The 17,404-nt window shown below is 29.0% G+C and carries 15 protein-coding genes; 1 reads left to right on the plus strand and 14 read right to left on the minus strand.

The features are described 5' to 3' along the window. Positions 1-10 precede the first annotated feature (10 nt). The 5 genes from CLSA_RS13780 to CLSA_RS13800 form a co-directional block, all read right to left on the minus strand. Positions 11-1,075, minus strand: a complete 1,065-nt coding sequence (locus tag CLSA_RS13780) for a glycosyltransferase family 4 protein (protein WP_022746970.1) — start codon at positions 1,073-1,075, stop codon at positions 11-13. A gap of 26 nt (positions 1,076-1,101) precedes the next feature. Next, positions 1,102-1,761: an acyltransferase gene (locus tag CLSA_RS13785; RefSeq protein ID WP_022746971.1), complete on the minus strand. Its 660-nt coding sequence runs from the start codon at positions 1,759-1,761 to the stop codon at positions 1,102-1,104. Further along, positions 1,745-2,929: a glycosyltransferase family 4 protein gene (locus tag CLSA_RS13790; RefSeq protein WP_022746972.1), complete on the minus strand. Its 1,185-nt coding sequence runs from the start codon at positions 2,927-2,929 to the stop codon at positions 1,745-1,747. Before CLSA_RS13790 ends, CLSA_RS13785 begins: the two co-directional genes overlap by 17 nt. Before the next feature lie 111 nt (positions 2,930-3,040). Further along, positions 3,041-4,231: a beta 1-4 rhamnosyltransferase Cps2T gene (cps2T, locus tag CLSA_RS13795; RefSeq protein WP_022746973.1), complete on the minus strand. Its 1,191-nt coding sequence runs from the start codon at positions 4,229-4,231 to the stop codon at positions 3,041-3,043. Between the two features lie 122 nt (positions 4,232-4,353). Beyond that, positions 4,354-5,013 carry a sugar transferase gene (locus CLSA_RS13800; protein WP_022746974.1) on the minus strand — a complete coding sequence of 220 codons (660 nt, stop codon included), beginning with the start codon at positions 5,011-5,013 and terminating at the stop codon, positions 4,354-4,356. A 390-nt stretch (positions 5,014-5,403) separates the two neighbouring features. Between CLSA_RS13800 and CLSA_RS13805 the strand changes: the two genes are divergently transcribed. Continuing rightward, on the plus strand, positions 5,404-5,817 hold the full coding sequence (locus tag CLSA_RS13805) for a C-GCAxxG-C-C family protein (protein ID WP_022746975.1): 414 nt from the start codon (positions 5,404-5,406) through the stop codon (positions 5,815-5,817). Between the two features lie 591 nt (positions 5,818-6,408). Here CLSA_RS13805 and CLSA_RS13810 read toward each other — a convergent pair. From CLSA_RS13810 to CLSA_RS13850, 9 genes are all read right to left on the minus strand, one after another. Further along, positions 6,409-7,101, minus strand: a complete 693-nt coding sequence (locus tag CLSA_RS13810) for a DUF554 domain-containing protein (protein WP_022746976.1) — start codon at positions 7,099-7,101, stop codon at positions 6,409-6,411. Between the two features lie 306 nt (positions 7,102-7,407). Further along, positions 7,408-9,207, minus strand: a complete 1,800-nt coding sequence (aspS, locus tag CLSA_RS13815) for an aspartate--tRNA ligase (RefSeq protein ID WP_022746977.1) — start codon at positions 9,205-9,207, stop codon at positions 7,408-7,410. A gap of 200 nt (positions 9,208-9,407) precedes the next feature. Next, positions 9,408-10,661 carry a histidine--tRNA ligase gene (gene hisS / locus CLSA_RS13820; RefSeq protein WP_022746978.1) on the minus strand — a complete coding sequence of 418 codons (1,254 nt, stop codon included), beginning with the start codon at positions 10,659-10,661 and terminating at the stop codon, positions 9,408-9,410. Positions 10,662-10,704: 43 nt separating this feature from the next. After that, a complete protein-coding gene (locus tag CLSA_RS13825) occupies positions 10,705-12,129 on the minus strand; it encodes a coproporphyrinogen III oxidase (RefSeq protein WP_022746979.1) in 1,425 nt (474 codons plus the stop codon). Positions 12,130-12,268: 139 nt separating this feature from the next. Beyond that, positions 12,269-12,865 (minus strand): MBL fold metallo-hydrolase, encoded by a 597-nt coding sequence (locus CLSA_RS13830; protein WP_022746980.1) that lies wholly within the window; start codon positions 12,863-12,865, stop codon positions 12,269-12,271. A 65-nt stretch (positions 12,866-12,930) separates the two neighbouring features. Beyond that, the gene (dtd, locus tag CLSA_RS13835; protein ID WP_022746981.1) at positions 12,931-13,380 is read right to left on the minus strand and encodes a D-aminoacyl-tRNA deacylase; all 450 of its coding nucleotides are present in this window, start codon (positions 13,378-13,380) and stop codon (positions 12,931-12,933) included. Positions 13,381-13,543: 163 nt separating this feature from the next. Beyond that, a complete protein-coding gene (locus CLSA_RS13840) occupies positions 13,544-15,754 on the minus strand; it encodes a RelA/SpoT family protein (protein ID WP_022746982.1) in 2,211 nt (736 codons plus the stop codon). 115 nt (positions 15,755-15,869) lie between these two features. Beyond that, on the minus strand, positions 15,870-16,388 hold the full coding sequence (locus CLSA_RS13845) for an adenine phosphoribosyltransferase (RefSeq protein ID WP_022746983.1): 519 nt from the start codon (positions 16,386-16,388) through the stop codon (positions 15,870-15,872). A gap of 59 nt (positions 16,389-16,447) precedes the next feature. Continuing rightward, entirely contained in the window at positions 16,448-17,326 is an 879-nt protein-coding gene (locus CLSA_RS13850) for a DHH family phosphoesterase (RefSeq protein ID WP_041716281.1), read from the minus strand. Positions 17,327-17,404 lie beyond the last annotated feature (78 nt).

The following is a 17,404-nucleotide window of genomic DNA, read 5'->3' on the forward strand; positions in this document are numbered from 1 at the left end:
TATCTTCCTCCTAATCGCAATCTTTTCCTAACAATGCAAAATACTGATTAATAACATTATTCCAACTATATTTACTAGCTTTAATACTTGCATTTAATCTTAATTTTTTAATCTCACAATTTGAATAATTTAAATATAATTTTATTATTGAAACAATTTGTTGAATATAGTCATCTTGATTAATTACATAACCATCCATTCCAGATTCAACAATTTCAGAAGCTCCACAATTCGTTGTAACAAAACATGGACATCCTACACTCATAGATTCTAAAACAGCAATATTAAATGTATCATATTTACTCAAACACAAATTAAAATCTGATTTATAATACGCATTATACAGTTTTTCTTTATCATTAATTTGACCATTATAACAAACAAGGTCACTCAAATTATAAGTTTTTATATAATTATAAAACTTCGTTAAACTTTTGTTATCAATAACATCTCCATATATATTAAGAAATACTTTTATGTTTAAAGCATTTAATGCTCTTACTAATTCTAATGCCTCATAAATACCTTTTCTATTTTTAATTCCTCCTACATGTATTAGATTTAACACACTCCCTCTAACAAAACTGTTAATACTTCCATTCAATTTAATTAAATCCATACCATTATTTATTACATAAACATTATTTGTTCTTTTAAAATAATATTTAATATCTATTTTTAATTTTTCTGATACACATATTACATTCGGAAAATATTTATAGATAATCTTTTCAATCAACACAGTTTTTCTATTTGGTTTTATTCCATTATATTTACTTTCAATCTTATAGATTCCATGTATAATAAGATAATATTTCCTCTTTTTATCCAAAAGCGAAAGAATAAATATAATAAAAGTAAGAAAAAAACCATCTGAACATATACATACAATTTTATAATTTGAATCTAATAGCATCCTTGGTAATTTTAGAACTTCCTTATTAATATTAATTATTTTAAAGTCTATTTTATCTATTTTTTTACCAGCATTCATCAAGCTCTTTAAAACACCGCTTGGCCCATTATTACAATTTGTTCTATTTAATTTTCCTAAAAAAATAATTTTATTTTCCATTTTATCTGTCACCATTTCGTTAATTTTTATTTTCTATGAATTGTATAACTATTTCTTAAATCTTTTACTATACTTTGTGCAGAAATATCTTTAGTAACTAATGTTCCTGCAGCTATAACACTACCTTTTCCAATTTTTACTCCATCCAAAATAATAACTCCACTGCCTATCCAACAATTGTCCTCAATTACTATCCCCTTTCTATTTACGCCTTGTGATTTTATGTCAGATTTAATATCAGAAAAATTATGATTTTCTGCGAATATACTAACTCTAGGTCCTATCATGACATTATTCCCAATCTTAACAAATCCCGCACAACCAATATACCCGAATGGTCCTATTGATGAATTATCTCCGACAATCAATCCTTCTCCTAATTCTCCAACACCATAATAACTTGATGGTCTTATCATTGTCGTATGTCCAATTGTTACATTATTTCCAAATATAATTCCCTTTGAACTTAAACCCTGAATTTCAGAATTCTTCTCAAACTTAACATTCTTTCCAACTGATATGCGATGCTTATTTAATATAGAAACATTTTTCCCTACAAAAATAAATCCATTAGATTTTTTTAAGAATAGCTTTATAGTAAAACCTCTTATTATCTTAATTGTAGCTGAAACTAAGATAGCAATTTTATCAATGACTTTTATATTATTATCAATTCTCTCTAACATGTCTTATTCCATCACTTACAAGATTAGAATACAATTTAGAAAAACTTTCTATATAACTTTTTAGTGAAAACATCATTTTCTGACGTTTCTTTGCTTGAATTCCCATATCAATCATTTTAATCCTATCCTTAATTAATAATTCAATTTTAGAAGACATATCTTCTGTATTTCTTACTTCAGCTAGTAAACCGGTTTCTTCATCAACAACCATTTCACATATTCCCCCATGCTTATAACCAATGACAGGTTTTCCAGTTGCCATTGCTTCAAGAACGACTGTAGGTAGTGGATCTGGATTGGTACTTGGTAAAACAAATATATCAAAAATATTATGAAGATTAGGACAATCCTTTCTAAAATTTTGTATGATTATCCTATCCTTGAAATGAGATTCACTAACTTTTTGTTTTAATTCTTCCATTCTCCACTCTTCACCTTCAAATACACCGCCTACCATAACTGCATAAACGTTATGATACTTTGCAAGTATTGGCTCAATAGCAGCTAGAAAATCTTTCTGTCCCTTCCAAGCATTCACTCTCCCTATCATGCCTACAATAAAAGCATCTTTAGGAATTTGTAACTCTTCTCTTAAATATTCTGTTTCATTGTTAGAATTAAATATAGCATTATTTACACCATTATAAATTGTCTTAACCTTATTTGGATTTACTCTGTTGGAATTAATTAGATGATTGCCAACAGCATTTGATACTACCACTGTTCTATCAGAATATTTACCAATAATAAAACTAATAAATTTATATATAATCTTTGGATTAATTAAAATTTCATGAACATGCCAAATCATTGGTATCTTTAATTTTTTTCTTAAATAAATTCCTTCTAATACCGCCGTTGTATTTATATGCAAAAGGTTAATATTTTTATCTTTCACTAGCTTTAGTATCAACTTACAATACTTCCTATATGATATAATATACTTAATTATCCCCTTTAAATTAAAGTACTTCCTTCTTAATATCGGATACGGAATTACTTCTGTTTCTATTCCTTCTTTTCTAAGTGCGTTAACAAGAATGCCTTCACATGGAAGAACTACAATTGGATTAAACCTTGTCTTGTCTAATCCTTTTATTAATTCAAGTAACACTTTATCAGCACCATACATTTCTGCTCCAGCATGGAGATATAATATTTTTATCATTTTAAACTCCTTTATTCCATAGTTTGTGATGCCATTGCCTAATTCACAAAAGCATATCCTATATTTATCAATATGTTTCTTATTAATAGCTTTTCAAGCATTTTCCATTCCTTAACAAGTTATACTCACATTCTCATAGCATGAAAGTCCGTTAACTAATAAATCTTCATATTGATCTATAATATAATTCCATGTATACTCTTTTCTAACTCTATTTTTAGCTTTAAATCCCAACGCTTTAATCTTTGTTTCATTCATTGTATCTAATTTATCTATTAGATTAGCTAAATTTCCGCTTTCTTTGGTAAAATATAATGCTCCATCCTCTCCCACTTCTTTATTAAATCCAACATTAAGTAGAATATTCAAATCAGTTGTAGCCAAAGCTTCTAGTAAGGATGGGTTAGTTCCTCCAACTTCATGACCATGAAAATATCCATAAGCATTTTCCCTAATTTTCTTTAATAGCTCCTGATCATAAACCGTTCCAACAAACTTTATTCTTTTATCTTTTTCAAAATGTGTATTTTTTCTTAATTCTTCATAGAACTTATTTCTCTTTACATTCGTTATTAATACAAAATCTTTGTTAGTTTTTGATTTCATAAATTCAGTTATCATAATTTCATAATTGTTTTCTGGAACAAATCTACCTACTACTAAATAATATTCTTTTTTATTTACTTTTTTTTCTTTATACCATTGAATCAAAGAATTGTAATCATCAGATAACTTTGATTTTTGAATGTCAGCTCCATAAGCAATAAACGTTGTATTAGGATTATATTGCTTATAATTCTGTTGTATATATTTCTCGATATTTTTTGAATCACATATCAATAAATCAGCATGTTTAACCATATATTTTTCGGATATTTTCCAATATGCTCTTATATATCTATTCCATTTTGCCCTTTTCCATTCATGACCATCTGGATTTATAATTAACGTCCCATTTAGTTTTCTTAATTTCTTTTTGTAATGCCCTACAAATGGACCGATTCTACAAGCCAAAATATATACTATTGAATTTTTTATATTATTCATCTTTATATATTTAATGCTCCTTTTTAATGCAGCTATATCATAATAAACTGCTTTAGCAGGTCCAATATTAGGTACTTTTACATTAAAGCACCTAGCACCATTGTACTCAAATTCCTTCTCATTATTTGATAAGCAAGAAACATGATATTTTATTTCTTTACTTTTTTGTCCTTTTGTTAATTTGTCAACAAATGTTTCAAACCCGCCATAATTTGCTGGTATTCCTTTAGAACCTATAATAAATACATGTTTCATTATTTAATCCCCTATTCCACATTATTGCTATTGCAACTTCTTTTTTAGGTACTTTGTAAATTAAAATAGCCTTTTTACAACAATTTATAAGTATTTTGATAAATTATTTTTTATATTGAATTCTAACTTGCATGACTATCACCAAATAATACCGAGAAAGTTTTTAATATTAATAATATATCAATCCCAACATTCCTTTCATTTACATATTTAATATCTAATTCCATCCATTCATTAAATTCAATATCATTTCTTCCTGATACCTGCCAATAGCAAGTTAGTCCAGGTTTAACAGTTAACCTTTTTAGCATCCACTCCTCAAATTGCTCAACTTCTTTAGGAAGCGATGGTCTTGGTCCTACAATACTCATATCCCCCTTTAAAATATTAAGTAGCTGTGGCAATTCATCTATGCTTGTCCTTCTTATAATCCTTCCAACTTTAGTTACTCTAGGATCATTCTTAATTTTAAACATTGGACCTGATCTTTCATTTTCATGTGCTAAATGTTCTTTAAGTGCTTCTGCATTTGTAACCATAGATCTAAATTTATAAATTTTAAATATGGCACCTCCTTTACCAACTCTATTCTGACAAAAAATTATTGGGCCACTTGACTCAATTTTTATAAGAATTGCAACAATTATTAGTATTGGCATTAAAACTATTAATGCAATTAAGGAACAAATTATGTCTATGAACCTTTTTGCAATCTCATATATTGGTTTCTCTTTCACTTGCTCTTTTAATATTGAATTTTGCACATTAGGCCTCCATCTCATTGCTAATAATTTAACTATATGATTTATTAATATGTTCTCTATGATTCCTTTTATTCCACAAAATCTTAATTTTTACTTTTTTTAACATTTAACATTTGTAAACATTTATAATTATTAAAATAACACTATTTTCTTATATAAACATCAATTTAACAATATACTAAAAATCCTATAACCACTTATTTTAAACACGAAATCATTTTCACCAATTTAGATAACAATCATTTATAAAAATAAATTTATAATATTATTCTTTTATTTATCCCAGTATGCCAAATTAAATTTTAAAATATAATTTAAGAATAAGATCTCTACTTGAATTAAATTCTATATTTGTGTATACTATGCCTAACAAATTTACAATAAATTATTATTATGGAGGATTTTAAAATGGAAAGTAGAATTGAAATAGCATTAGATAAACATAGGCATGGATATAATTGTGCTCAAGCAATTGTATGTACATATTGCGATTTATTTGGAATGGATGAAGAAACAGCCTTTAAGGTATCTGAAGGATTTGGTGGCGGTATGGGAGGGATGCAAAACACTTGCGGTGCTGTAACTGCAATGTTTATGCTTGCTGGATTGAAAAATAGTGTTGGTTCAATAGATAGTGGGAATTCAAAAGCTTCCACATATGCACTTGTAAGAACATTATCTGATGAATTCAGAGAAATGAATTCAACAACAATATGCAAAGAACTTAAAGGAACAAATGGCGAACCTGTAAAACGTTCATGCCCTGGCTGCATTGAAGATGCAGCAAAAATAGTTGAAAATTTCTTAATTGGTGGAAAATAGACTTATGTGGTGATTTACCGAAAGAAATGGTGCTCTGTTGTTTCGGTTACTAGAGAAAATAACTGTGGATTTCTAACAGTATAAGTTGTTCAATTCCTGCATGTTCCTTAATCAAGTTAATGACAAGCAAGAATTGAACAACTTATGCTGAAGAAATCCTACAGTTATTTTCTCAATGTAACACTTCACAAAAGAGCACCATTTCTTTCTAGTTCAGAATATATTTCAAAGCATAAGTCTAGCTATTAGTTAAGCCTAATATGTACAAACTAGAAAGAAGCTATATTCTTTTTCGGAGTGTTGCGTTTATAATTGGCTGTAGATATTTCTTCAATAGAAGTTATTCCACTTTTTTTGTCCTCAACTTGTTTGAGGAGCATGCATAAATGGTGACAACTTTTACTGATAGAAATCCACAGCTAAGTTATATGGCAACCGAGAAAAAGAATATAGCTTCTTTCGGTAACTATATCATTATTCTAACCTAAAGGTTACTACAAACAGAGAAATTAGCCACATATTTGTTAAATAGGCATTGAAAATAAGCTGTTGCAACAAATATGGCTAATTTCGGTGAATTATCACAAAATTTTAAAATAATCCAAATATAATAGGTATAAATATAGCAGGTAATAAATTAGCCACCTTAATTTTGCTTATTCCAAGCATATTAAATGCAAGTCCTACAATTAAAAGACTTCCAACCGCAGACATATTTGATATTACACTTTCACTCAATACAGTTGAAAGACTACTTGCAAGAAGAGTTATGCTTCCTTGATAAATTAATATAGCAATAGACGAAAATATTACTCCTATCCCAAGTGATGATGTAAATATTATTGACGACACTCCATCCAATATAGATTTAGCAAAAAGAGTTGCATGATTTCCATGAAGACCACTTTCCAAAGATCCTACTACTGCCATTGCACCAATACAAAATAGTAAACTCGCCGTAACAAACCCTTCGGATACTGAAATGTTATCTTGAGCTTTTTTATTCTTTTTATTGCTTATTTTTTCTTCTATAAAATCGCCTAAATTCTTAATTTTCTTATCTATATCAATTACTTCTCCTATTAATGCACCTATTGCTATACAAATTATAATTTGTAGTGTATCCTGACCTTTAAGTGCACCGCTCATTCCTATGTATAATATACATAAAGCCAAACCATTCATAATGGTTGTACTAATGTTTTCCGTTAACCTTTCTTTTACAACTAACCCTACTAAACAACCACCTATTATAGCCCCTGCATTAACAATAGTTCCTATCATTTTATTTCCTCCCCAATTTCTATTTATTTAAATGTGACTTAGGCACGTGAAAATAAATAACTGTTCCTATTTGCCATGAATATTTTTTATCAGGCAAGGAGGTGAATTGCCCTCATAGCAAGCATATTAGGTCAATTTGCCGACGCAGCATGATGGAAAATAAACTGGCAAATGGACTTGTTATTTATTTGAATGTGCCTTAATACTTTTAAAATACATTTTATAATAAATAAGCAAAAAATGCAAAGACTCTTCTATAAATGATAATGAATCATTATAAAAGAGCCTTTTTTATCAAAATATTTTCTATTCTTCTTCTTTTTTATCTTCCTTTGGAAGTATTGCAATTCCAAGTTCAGTTAATTGTTTTTCATCAGCTATGTTTGGAGCTTCACTTAAATAGCAATATGCGTTTTGGTTCTTAGGGAATGTAATTACATCTTTAATGTTTTCTGTTCCAGCTAAGAACATAATCATTCTATCAAGACCAAATGCTAAACCGCCATGTGGTGGTGGTCCAAATTTAAATGCTTGTAATAAGTATCCAAATCTTTCATTAACTACTTCCTCTGTAAGACCAAGTGCCCTGAACATTCTTTCTTGAAGCGCTGTATCATGAATTCTTATAGAACCTCCGCCTAACTCTTCACCATTTAACACTAAGTCATAAGCCTTAGAACGTACACTTCCTGGATTTGATTCAATAAAATCTAAATCTTCATCCATTGGTGCAGTAAATGGATGGTGACAAGCTTTATATCTTTCTTCTTCTTCACTGTATTCAAATAATGGGAATTCAGTAATCCAAGTGAAGTTAAATTCATTCTTATCTTTAATTAAATCGAATTGTTTAGCAAGTTCTAATCTTAATGCACCTAAACTTTGGAATACAACTGAATTTTTATCTGCTACTATTAAAACAGCATCACCTTTTTCAGCATTCATAGTTTTTACTATAGAATTTGTTACATCATCAGTTAAGAACTTAGCAATTGATGACTTAACACCATCTTCTTTAAGTTGAATCCAAGCAAGACCTTTAGCTTTATAAGTCTTAACAAACTCCCCTAATTTATCTAAAGGCTTTCTTCCAAGGTCTGCTCCACCTTTTAAGCATAAAGCTCTAACAGATCCGCCACCTTCTATTGCAGATTTAAATACAACAAAATCTAAACCACGAACATCTTCTGTAATATCAGTTATTTCCATTCCAAATCTTAAATCAGGCTTATCTGAACCGTATTTTTCCATAGCATCTTTAAATGTCATTCTCTTAATTGGAAGCTGTACATCTACACCTGCTACCTTTTTAAATACATTAGCAATTAATCCTTCATTTATTGCCATTATGTCATCTTGTTCAACAAAACTTAATTCCATATCGACTTGAGTAAATTCCGGTTGTCTATTAGCTCTTAAGTCTTCATCTCTGAAACATTTAGCTATTTGATAATATCTATCAAATCCAGATACCATTAATAATTGCTTAAATATTTGTGGTGATTGTGGAAGTGCATAAAACATTCCTGGATAATTTCTTGAAGGTACTAAATAATCTCTTGCTCCTTCTGGAGAACTCTTTGATAAAATTGGAGTCTCAACATCTAGAAAGTTATGTTCTTCTAAATAATCACGAATAGCTTTTGTTGTTTTGCTTCTAATTTCAAATATTCTATGCATATCTGGTCTTCTTAAATCTAAATATCTATATTTTAATCTGATATTTTCTGCTGCATCTAAATTTTCTTTTATATATATTGGTGGAGTTTCTGATTCTGAAAGAATTTTTATAGCTTCACATTTTAATTCAACAAAACCAGTTGGCATGTTTTCATTAACACTTTCTCTTTTAACAACTTCACCTGTTACTGCTACACAATATTCTGGTTTTACTGATTTTGCTTTTTCAAAAGCTTCACCATTAATTTCTTCACCAAATACAACTTGCATTATGCCTGTTTTATCTCTTAAATCGATAAATTCAAGACCTCCAAGCTTTCTATTTCTTTGAACCCATCCCATTAAAGTAATTTTATTACCTATATGTGATTCTCTAGGTTCACCACACATCATTGTACGCTTTAATCCATTTAAAGCTTCACCCATTGTAATTTCCTCCTTAATTCAGTTACGGTGAATAATTAACATTATATAAATGCATATAAGATTGTTTATATAAACACATTAAAAAATCTTATATTACTAAAATATTAATTAAAAACTATAACTTAATCTAATCATTATAAATGAACATATGTTTAGGCACATTCAAAAAATAACAAATATATGTGCCTTAAAACATATTCTTATTTAACACTTTTAGCTATTTCTTCAATATTTTCTAATGAAACTTCAAATATTTCACCATCACTCATTCTTTTTAAGTTTATCTTTTTATTACTTAATTCATCTTCTCCTATGATAGTAGTAAATGTACAACCTAATTTGTTAGCATACTTCATTTCAGCTTTTACACTTCTACCCATATGGTTTATTTCACATTTAACACCTAAAGGTCTTAATTGACTAGCTAGCTTAAATGCTGCTTTTCTCTCTTCTTCCCCTCTAGCTCCAATGTATAAATCAAATAAAGTTTCATTTGGTATTTCAATACCTTCTTTTTCTAAAGTCATGATTAATCTTTCGATTCCTATAGCAAAACCAACTGCTGGCATATCTGGCCCACCAAGTTCTTCTATAAGTTTATCATATCTTCCTCCACCACATACAGTAAAATCTGGAGTTACTATTTCAAATATAGTCTTTGTATAATAATCTAATCCTCTAACTATGCCTGGATCTATTTCATAAGGTATTTCTAAAATATCTAAATATTCTTTTACCTTAGCAAAATGACTATCACACTCTTCACACATATAATCCAAAATTATTGGTGCATTTTTTGTAATTTCATTACATTTCTTTTCTTTGCAATCCAAAATTCTCATAGGATTCTTTTCAAATCTACTCTTGCAAGTATCACAAAGCCCATCATAGTTTTCTGCTAAAAATTTCTTTAAAGCTTCATTATATTTAGGTCTGCAATTTGGACATCCTAAATTATTAATATGTAAACTTAAACTCTTTAATCCAAGTTTTTTTAGAGTATCCATAGCTACAGCAATAACTTCTGCATCCATTGAAGGTTCCTTAGATCCAAATACTTCCACTCCACATTGATGGAATTGTCTAAGTCTACCTTTTTGAACATTTTCATATCTAAATGCTGGTGTTATATAGCATAACTTTGTAGGTTGTGCTTCATTAAATAATCTGCTTTCAACAAATGACCTTACTACTGGTGAAGTTCCTTCTGGTTTTAATGTTACACTTCTATCACCTTTATCTTTAAAAGTATACATTTCCTTTTGAACTATATCTGTTGTGTCGCCCACACCTCTTAAAAATAGTTCTGTATGTTCAAACATAGGAGTTCTGATTTCTCTAATTCCATAAGTCTTAGCAACCTCTCTAAATACTCCTTCTATATATTGCCACTTATAAGCATCTTGAGGTAACATGTCTTTTGTCCCCTTTGGTGCTTGCATTTCCATTGCCATTATTCTACTCCTCCTCTTTATATAATTCGAATACTACATTACATTAATACAACGTATCTAATAATTTCTTCTTTCCTTCAATCATTTCATCTATCCTAGTTACATATTCATGAAGATCTTTTAAATTAGGAAATCTTTCAAGTCTATCTTCTTCTAGAAATACCACTTTACTTACAGCGGCTGCACCTAAAGCGATTATTGTTTGTCTTTCCTCTATCATTTGAATATTATAGATACATTCTTTGCCTTCTTTAGCATACCCCAAATTCTCCATATTTCCAACCATATTTTTTTGCCTATACATATAATATGGAAAAATACCTAGGTCTTGTGCTAAATTTCTGCTTTCTTCGTACATTTTCATAATTTCTTCTTGAGACGTCATCTGTATTCCTTTTTTCAAGATGAAATTTTCATACATTATTGATCCTCTTTTTAAAGCAAGACCATGTACAGTAATGCTATCTGGTTTTAATTTCATTAATTCTTCTTTAGTCTTTAATATTTCTTTATGACCTTCACCTGGAAGACCTATTATTATATCCATATTAATGTCTTCAAACCCAAGCTCTCTAGCCATCTTAAACTTTTCTTTAATATCTTCACTAGAATGAGTTCTTCCAATTAATTTCAAAGTTTCATCATTCATAGTTTGAGGATTAATACTTATTCTTGTTACATTACAATCCTTCATAGTTTGCAGTTTATTTCTATTTAAAGTATCAGGTCTGCCACATTCAACTGTAAATTCTTTAACATTACAATCTTTGATAAAGTCATTATATATTTCATCCATAACCATCATGAATTCGCCATCACTTACAGATGTTGGAGTACCACCACCAAAATAAACTGATTCTACATTAAGATTTTTTTCCTTAACATACTTACTTATTTCTCTTATTTCCTTCATTAAAGCTTCTACATATGGGATTACCATTTTTTTATGAGCGCTTATAGGATTTGATGTGAATGAACAATACATACATTTTGTTGGACAAAATGCCATTCCAATATAAACAGCAATATTATTCTTATCTTTATTTACTATTCTTTCTTCAGCTTTTGCTACATCTATACATAACCTTGCCTTGTCTTCATCCGCTAAATATTTTTCTTTAAAAATTTCAATTACCTTTTCTTCAGTATTGCCTTCTTTAAGTAGTTTTAATGCTATTTTAGAAGGTCTTATTCCAATTAAAATTCCCCAAGGATATATATCGTTTGTTATATCCTTTAAACACAGAAAAAGGAATCTTCTAAGAGAATTTTTAATATCTTCTCCTAGAGATTCTTCCTTACTATATTCTTTATGATTAAATTTCATAATTTTATCATCAATATAAAAAATATAATCTGAATTATCAGAATCTAAAAACTTTATATTATTCATTGGAAAATATACATTAAACAGTTGATATACTTCATACCTAAATTTTAAATCATTTAAATTAACTTTAATCTCCATTTTTTCTCCTTAAACAATATATCCAAAATACTGTATATAATTTTATCCATATTAAAAATATATTGTCTTTTTAACTTCTAAGTGTCATTTTAAACACATTCAAATAGCAAATTGAACTTGTTATTTATTTTCACGTGCCTTATAAAAAGGGATTCATTCTTCTTTCATATCCTATATTAGACTTAGGTCCATGTCCTGGATAAACTTCTACGTCATCTCCAAGAGGAAGCAATTTTGCTTTTATGCTTTCTACAAGCTCTAAACCATTCCCACCAATAAAGTCACTTCTCCCTACAGATCCTTGGAATAAAGTATCACCTGTAAACACCATATTTTCAACTACAAAGCAAAGACCACCTTTTGTATGACCAGGTGTTTCTAATACCTTTATAGTATGATTACCTAACTTTAAAGTATCTCCCTCTTTTAAATATCCACTAGCCTTAGGCAATGTTCCAAATACTGAATCATCTTTTTCCATATAATCTTCATCTACTTTACTTATATAAAATGGAATATTAAATGAGTTCGCTAAATCAACAACTCCTCCAACATGATCAAAATGACCATGAGTTAAAAGGATATATTTAGGATCTACATTTGCTGATTTTATTTGAAATTCTATTTTTTTATAGTCTCCACCTGGATCTATAACTCCACATTCCTTTGTATCTTCATCAATTAATAGGTAACAATTTGCTTCATAAACTCCTGCTGGAATTGTTTTTATAACCAAAATCATTTCCTCCTTATTAAAATTATAATTTATAATACTTGTAATAAATTACAATCATTATTTTCTTAAAAATTTCTTTTGCTGTCTAGCAAAATTGTAACAGGACCATCATTATTAATTTCAACCTTCATATGTGCTCCAAACTCACCAGTTTCAACTTTTAAATTGGATGTTTTGATCATTTTTATGAATTCATCATAAAGTTCTTTAGCTTCATTTCCACCCTTAGCATCCATAAAATTTGGTCTTCTTCCTTTTCTACAATCTCCATATAAGGTAAACTGTGATATAGCAAGTATTTCTCCTTGTATATCAAGAAGTGACAAATTCATTTTATCATTCTCATCATGAAAAATTCTCAAATTAATAATCTTATCCTTTATATATTTCAAATCTTCTAAAGTATCATCCTTAGATATTCCTATTAGAACATTAACCCCTTCATTTATTTTTCCTATTATCTCTCCATCAACTGAAACACTAGATGAAGTTACTCTTTGTACCACTGCCCTCATCTTATTACGCCTTCCTTCAATCCACATTACTGTTACAATACTTTACTTAGGAAATAAAGTTATTAATATAACTACTTCACGTTAAATAATAAAATTAGTATATTTAATTTGCAGCTACATTAACACCTTATTCCTAATTATATAATATATTAAAACTGTAAATTTAACTATTAACTCTATATACGTCAACTACGCCTTTTAATTTTCTTATTCTCTTCATTAAATCTGTTAACGTATCAACTGATGTAATCTTAACTTTTACATTTACAAAAGCAGATCCTTTTTTAGCCAAATTAGCATTAACAGCACTTAATTGCAATTTAAGGTCTGTTATTACACTCATTATGTCTGCAAGTAATCCATCTCTATCGTCTGCTTCAACTTGAATTTCTGCAAAATAAGCATTTCCTTTAGATGATCCCCAATTAACTTCTACAACCCTATCACCATCAGTATCGATAAGATTTTGAAGATTTGTACAATCTTTTCTATGTACAGATACACCTCTACCTTTAGTAATATATCCTAAAATCTCATCACCTGGTACTGGGCTACAGCACTTTGCAAATCTAACCATTAAATTGCTTTCACCCTTTACAGTTATTCCATAACTATTTGGTTCAGGCTGCCTTGCAGATTTAGCAATTTGTTCTTCAATTGACTTATTTAAAATTTCTTTATTTTCTTTTTCTTTATTTACTTTATCTATTCCATTATCTTCTTTCAATCTTGAGATAAATGTAGATACAGATAATCCACCGATTCCAAATAATGCATGTAAATCATCTATAGTATGTATATTATATCTTTTAACAGTTTTTTCGTAAGTATCGCCTTTAGCAATATCTGCATAATTAACGCCTTGCTTCTTCAATTCCTTTTCAAGAAGCTCCTTACCCTTTAAAATATTTTCTTCTTTTTTAGCTTTCTTAAACCAAAGCTTTATCTTACTCTTAGACTGATTACTCTTTGCAATATTTAACCAATCCATATTAGGTCCTTTAGCATTAGAAGATGTAAGTATTTCTACAATTTCTCCAGTTTTAAGAGTATAATCTAGAGGTACTATCCTTCCATTTACTTTAGCACCAACGCACTTATTCCCAACATCTGTATGTATTCTATAAGCAAAATCAATAGGAGTAGCATCTCTACATAAGTTTATTACAACTCCTTTTGGTGTGAATACAAATACTTCATCAGAAAATAAATCTATTTTAAATCCTTCAATAAATTCTTCAGCATCAGATGTTTCCTTTTGCCATTCAAGCATATCTCTAAGCCATACAAGCTTCTTTTCAAAATCCATTTCTTTATCTTGTTCATTTTTTCCAGTATCACCTTCTTTATATTTCCAGTGAGCTGCAATACCATATTCTGCTGTCTTATGCATTTCAAATGTTCTTATCTGAATTTCAAAAGTTTTACCTTGAGGGCCAATTACAGTTGTGTGAAGAGATTGATACATATTAGGCTTAGGCATAGCAATATAATCCTTAAATCTGCCTGGAATCGGTCTGTATATTGTATGAACTATTCCAAGAACACCATAACAATCTTTAACTGAATTAACCAGTACTCTTATTGCAGTCAAATCAAATATTTGTTCTATGCTCTTGTTTTTTGTAACCATCTTTTTATAAATACTATAGAAATGCTTAGGTCTACCATCTATATCTGAGTCTATTCCTGCACTTTCTAGCTTTTCGTTCAAGTCTTTTACTACATCTTTTATATATGTTTCTCTTTCAACTCTTTTTTCTGCTATATCATCTACCAATTCATAATATTCTTTTTCATGTAAATACCTAAAACATAAATCTTCAAGTTCCCATTTTATTTTAGATATACCAAGTCTATGTGCCAAAGGTGCATATATGTCTAGTGTTTCTTTAGCTTTATTCTTCTGTTTATTAGCTGGCATAAACTTAAGGGTTCTCATATTATGCAGCCTATCCGCTAATTTTATTATTATAACTCTTATATCTTTTGCCATAGCAAGTAACATTTTTCTAACATTATCCGCTTGCTGCTCTTCTTTAGTTTTATATTCCATTTCCCCAAGTTTTGTGAGCTTAGTAACTCCATCTACAAGATTCGCTATTTGCGGATTAAAAAGTTCTGCTGTTTCCTCATAAGAATAATGTGTATCTTCAATTACGTCATGTAAGAGTCCAGCAACAATTGTATTAGTGTCCATACCCATTTCTGCCAAAATTTCAGCTACAGCTATTGGATGAATAATATACGGTTCACCAGATTCTCTTTTTTGTTCCTTATGAGCTTCTTCGGCAAAATTATAGGCTTTTTTTACCATGTCAATATCAATATTATGACAATTGTTTTGTATTTTTTCTAACAACTTATCAATCATAAGGATTGCTCTCCTTCTACTTTAATCAATTTTATCTCTAAATTCAAAGGCTGGTTTAATAACCAGCCTTGCTTTTTAATAATTATATATTATTTTAGAATTATTTTCAATAATTTTAGACATCATATTCAACTAATGATAATACATCATAACCTTTTAATTTATCTTTACCATTAAGTTCTGTTAATTCTGTTACAAAATCTAATGATGCAACAACTCCACCTGCTTGCTCTATTAATTTAGCAACCGCTTCCACTGTTCCACCAGTAGCTAATAAATCATCTACAATTGCTACCGTTTGTCCAGGCTTTATAGCATCTTTATGGATTTCTAATACATCTTGTCCGTACTCTAAATCATAACTTACAGAAATAGTTTCTGCTGGTAACTTTCCTGGCTTTCTTACCGGAACAAATCCTATACCTAAAGCATAAGCTACAGGAACTCCAAAAATAAATCCTCGTGCTTCTGGTCCAACTATTAAGTCAATATTCTTATCTTTTAAATGTTCTACTATTGCATCAATAGCTCCTCTTAATCCTTCACCATCACCTATTAATGTTGTTATATCTTTAAAGCTTATTCCTTTTTTAGGAAAATCTTCAACTATTCTTATTTTTTCTTTTAAATCCATTTTTATTCCTCCACAGAAATTATTTTAATATAAAATTCAAGATTAAATAGCATATATTGTTAAATATGTTTTATTTGTTTTAAAGGATTATTCCTCTTTAAGCTATATAAATATTTTACGATTTGATCCGCTCTGTCTTTATCATTTGTTGTCAACAGTTCTAAGACTATTCTAGCATTATCCATAATTCCTACAGCACCAATAGGCGGAATTATAAATTCTATCATCTTGCTTATGCCATCATCATCAAATTCTTCTATACTATTAAATTCTATTATTGACCTTAACCCATTATTATTAGTATTCATCAAAAATTTATTTCCTTCTTTAATCAATACTCCATTTTCCCCTTTGTCTGATACATTTGACCATTTTATGCCTATAAGTATCAGATCTAAATATTTGTTTATACTCTTCATGTTATAATAGATTGCAATAGCTTGCATTAACTTAAATGCTAATCCACTTGTAGATAAATTTTTATATCTATACTGACAACCCTTTTGATTTGGATTAATGTAAATATAATCATTCACAATATCACTTTCTTCATTTTCAAGAACAATCAAATCTATGCCCAATTGTTTGCACAAATCTACTTCTTCTTGTGATTTTAATCCTACACCTAAAGTTACTAAAAGCTCAGCGCCCAAAAAATCTACATTATCTCTTATATCTACAGAATTTATCCTAGCATCATTTTCTTGTCTATCATATATTAAATACTCTACATCTGCATTTAAATATCTTAAAACAAGTATCAATGATGAAACAGCACAAATCCCATCGACATTATATGTACCATAGACAACAATTTTTTGCCTATTATTTATAGCTAAAGCTAATCTTTCTATTGCTTTGTTCATACCTTTAAGTATAAATGGGTTATATCCAGTAATATAATTTGGACAATATATACTTTCCCAGAATTTACGCATGGCTTCTTCCTCCATAAAATTAGAAAACACCTTTATTATAAATGATTATAATGATTTTGACAATAAAAAAACCTCCAT

Origin of the sequence: Clostridium saccharobutylicum DSM 13864 (genome assembly GCF_000473995.1) — a bacterium.
GTDB classification, from domain to species: domain Bacteria; phylum Bacillota; class Clostridia; order Clostridiales; family Clostridiaceae; genus Clostridium; species Clostridium saccharobutylicum.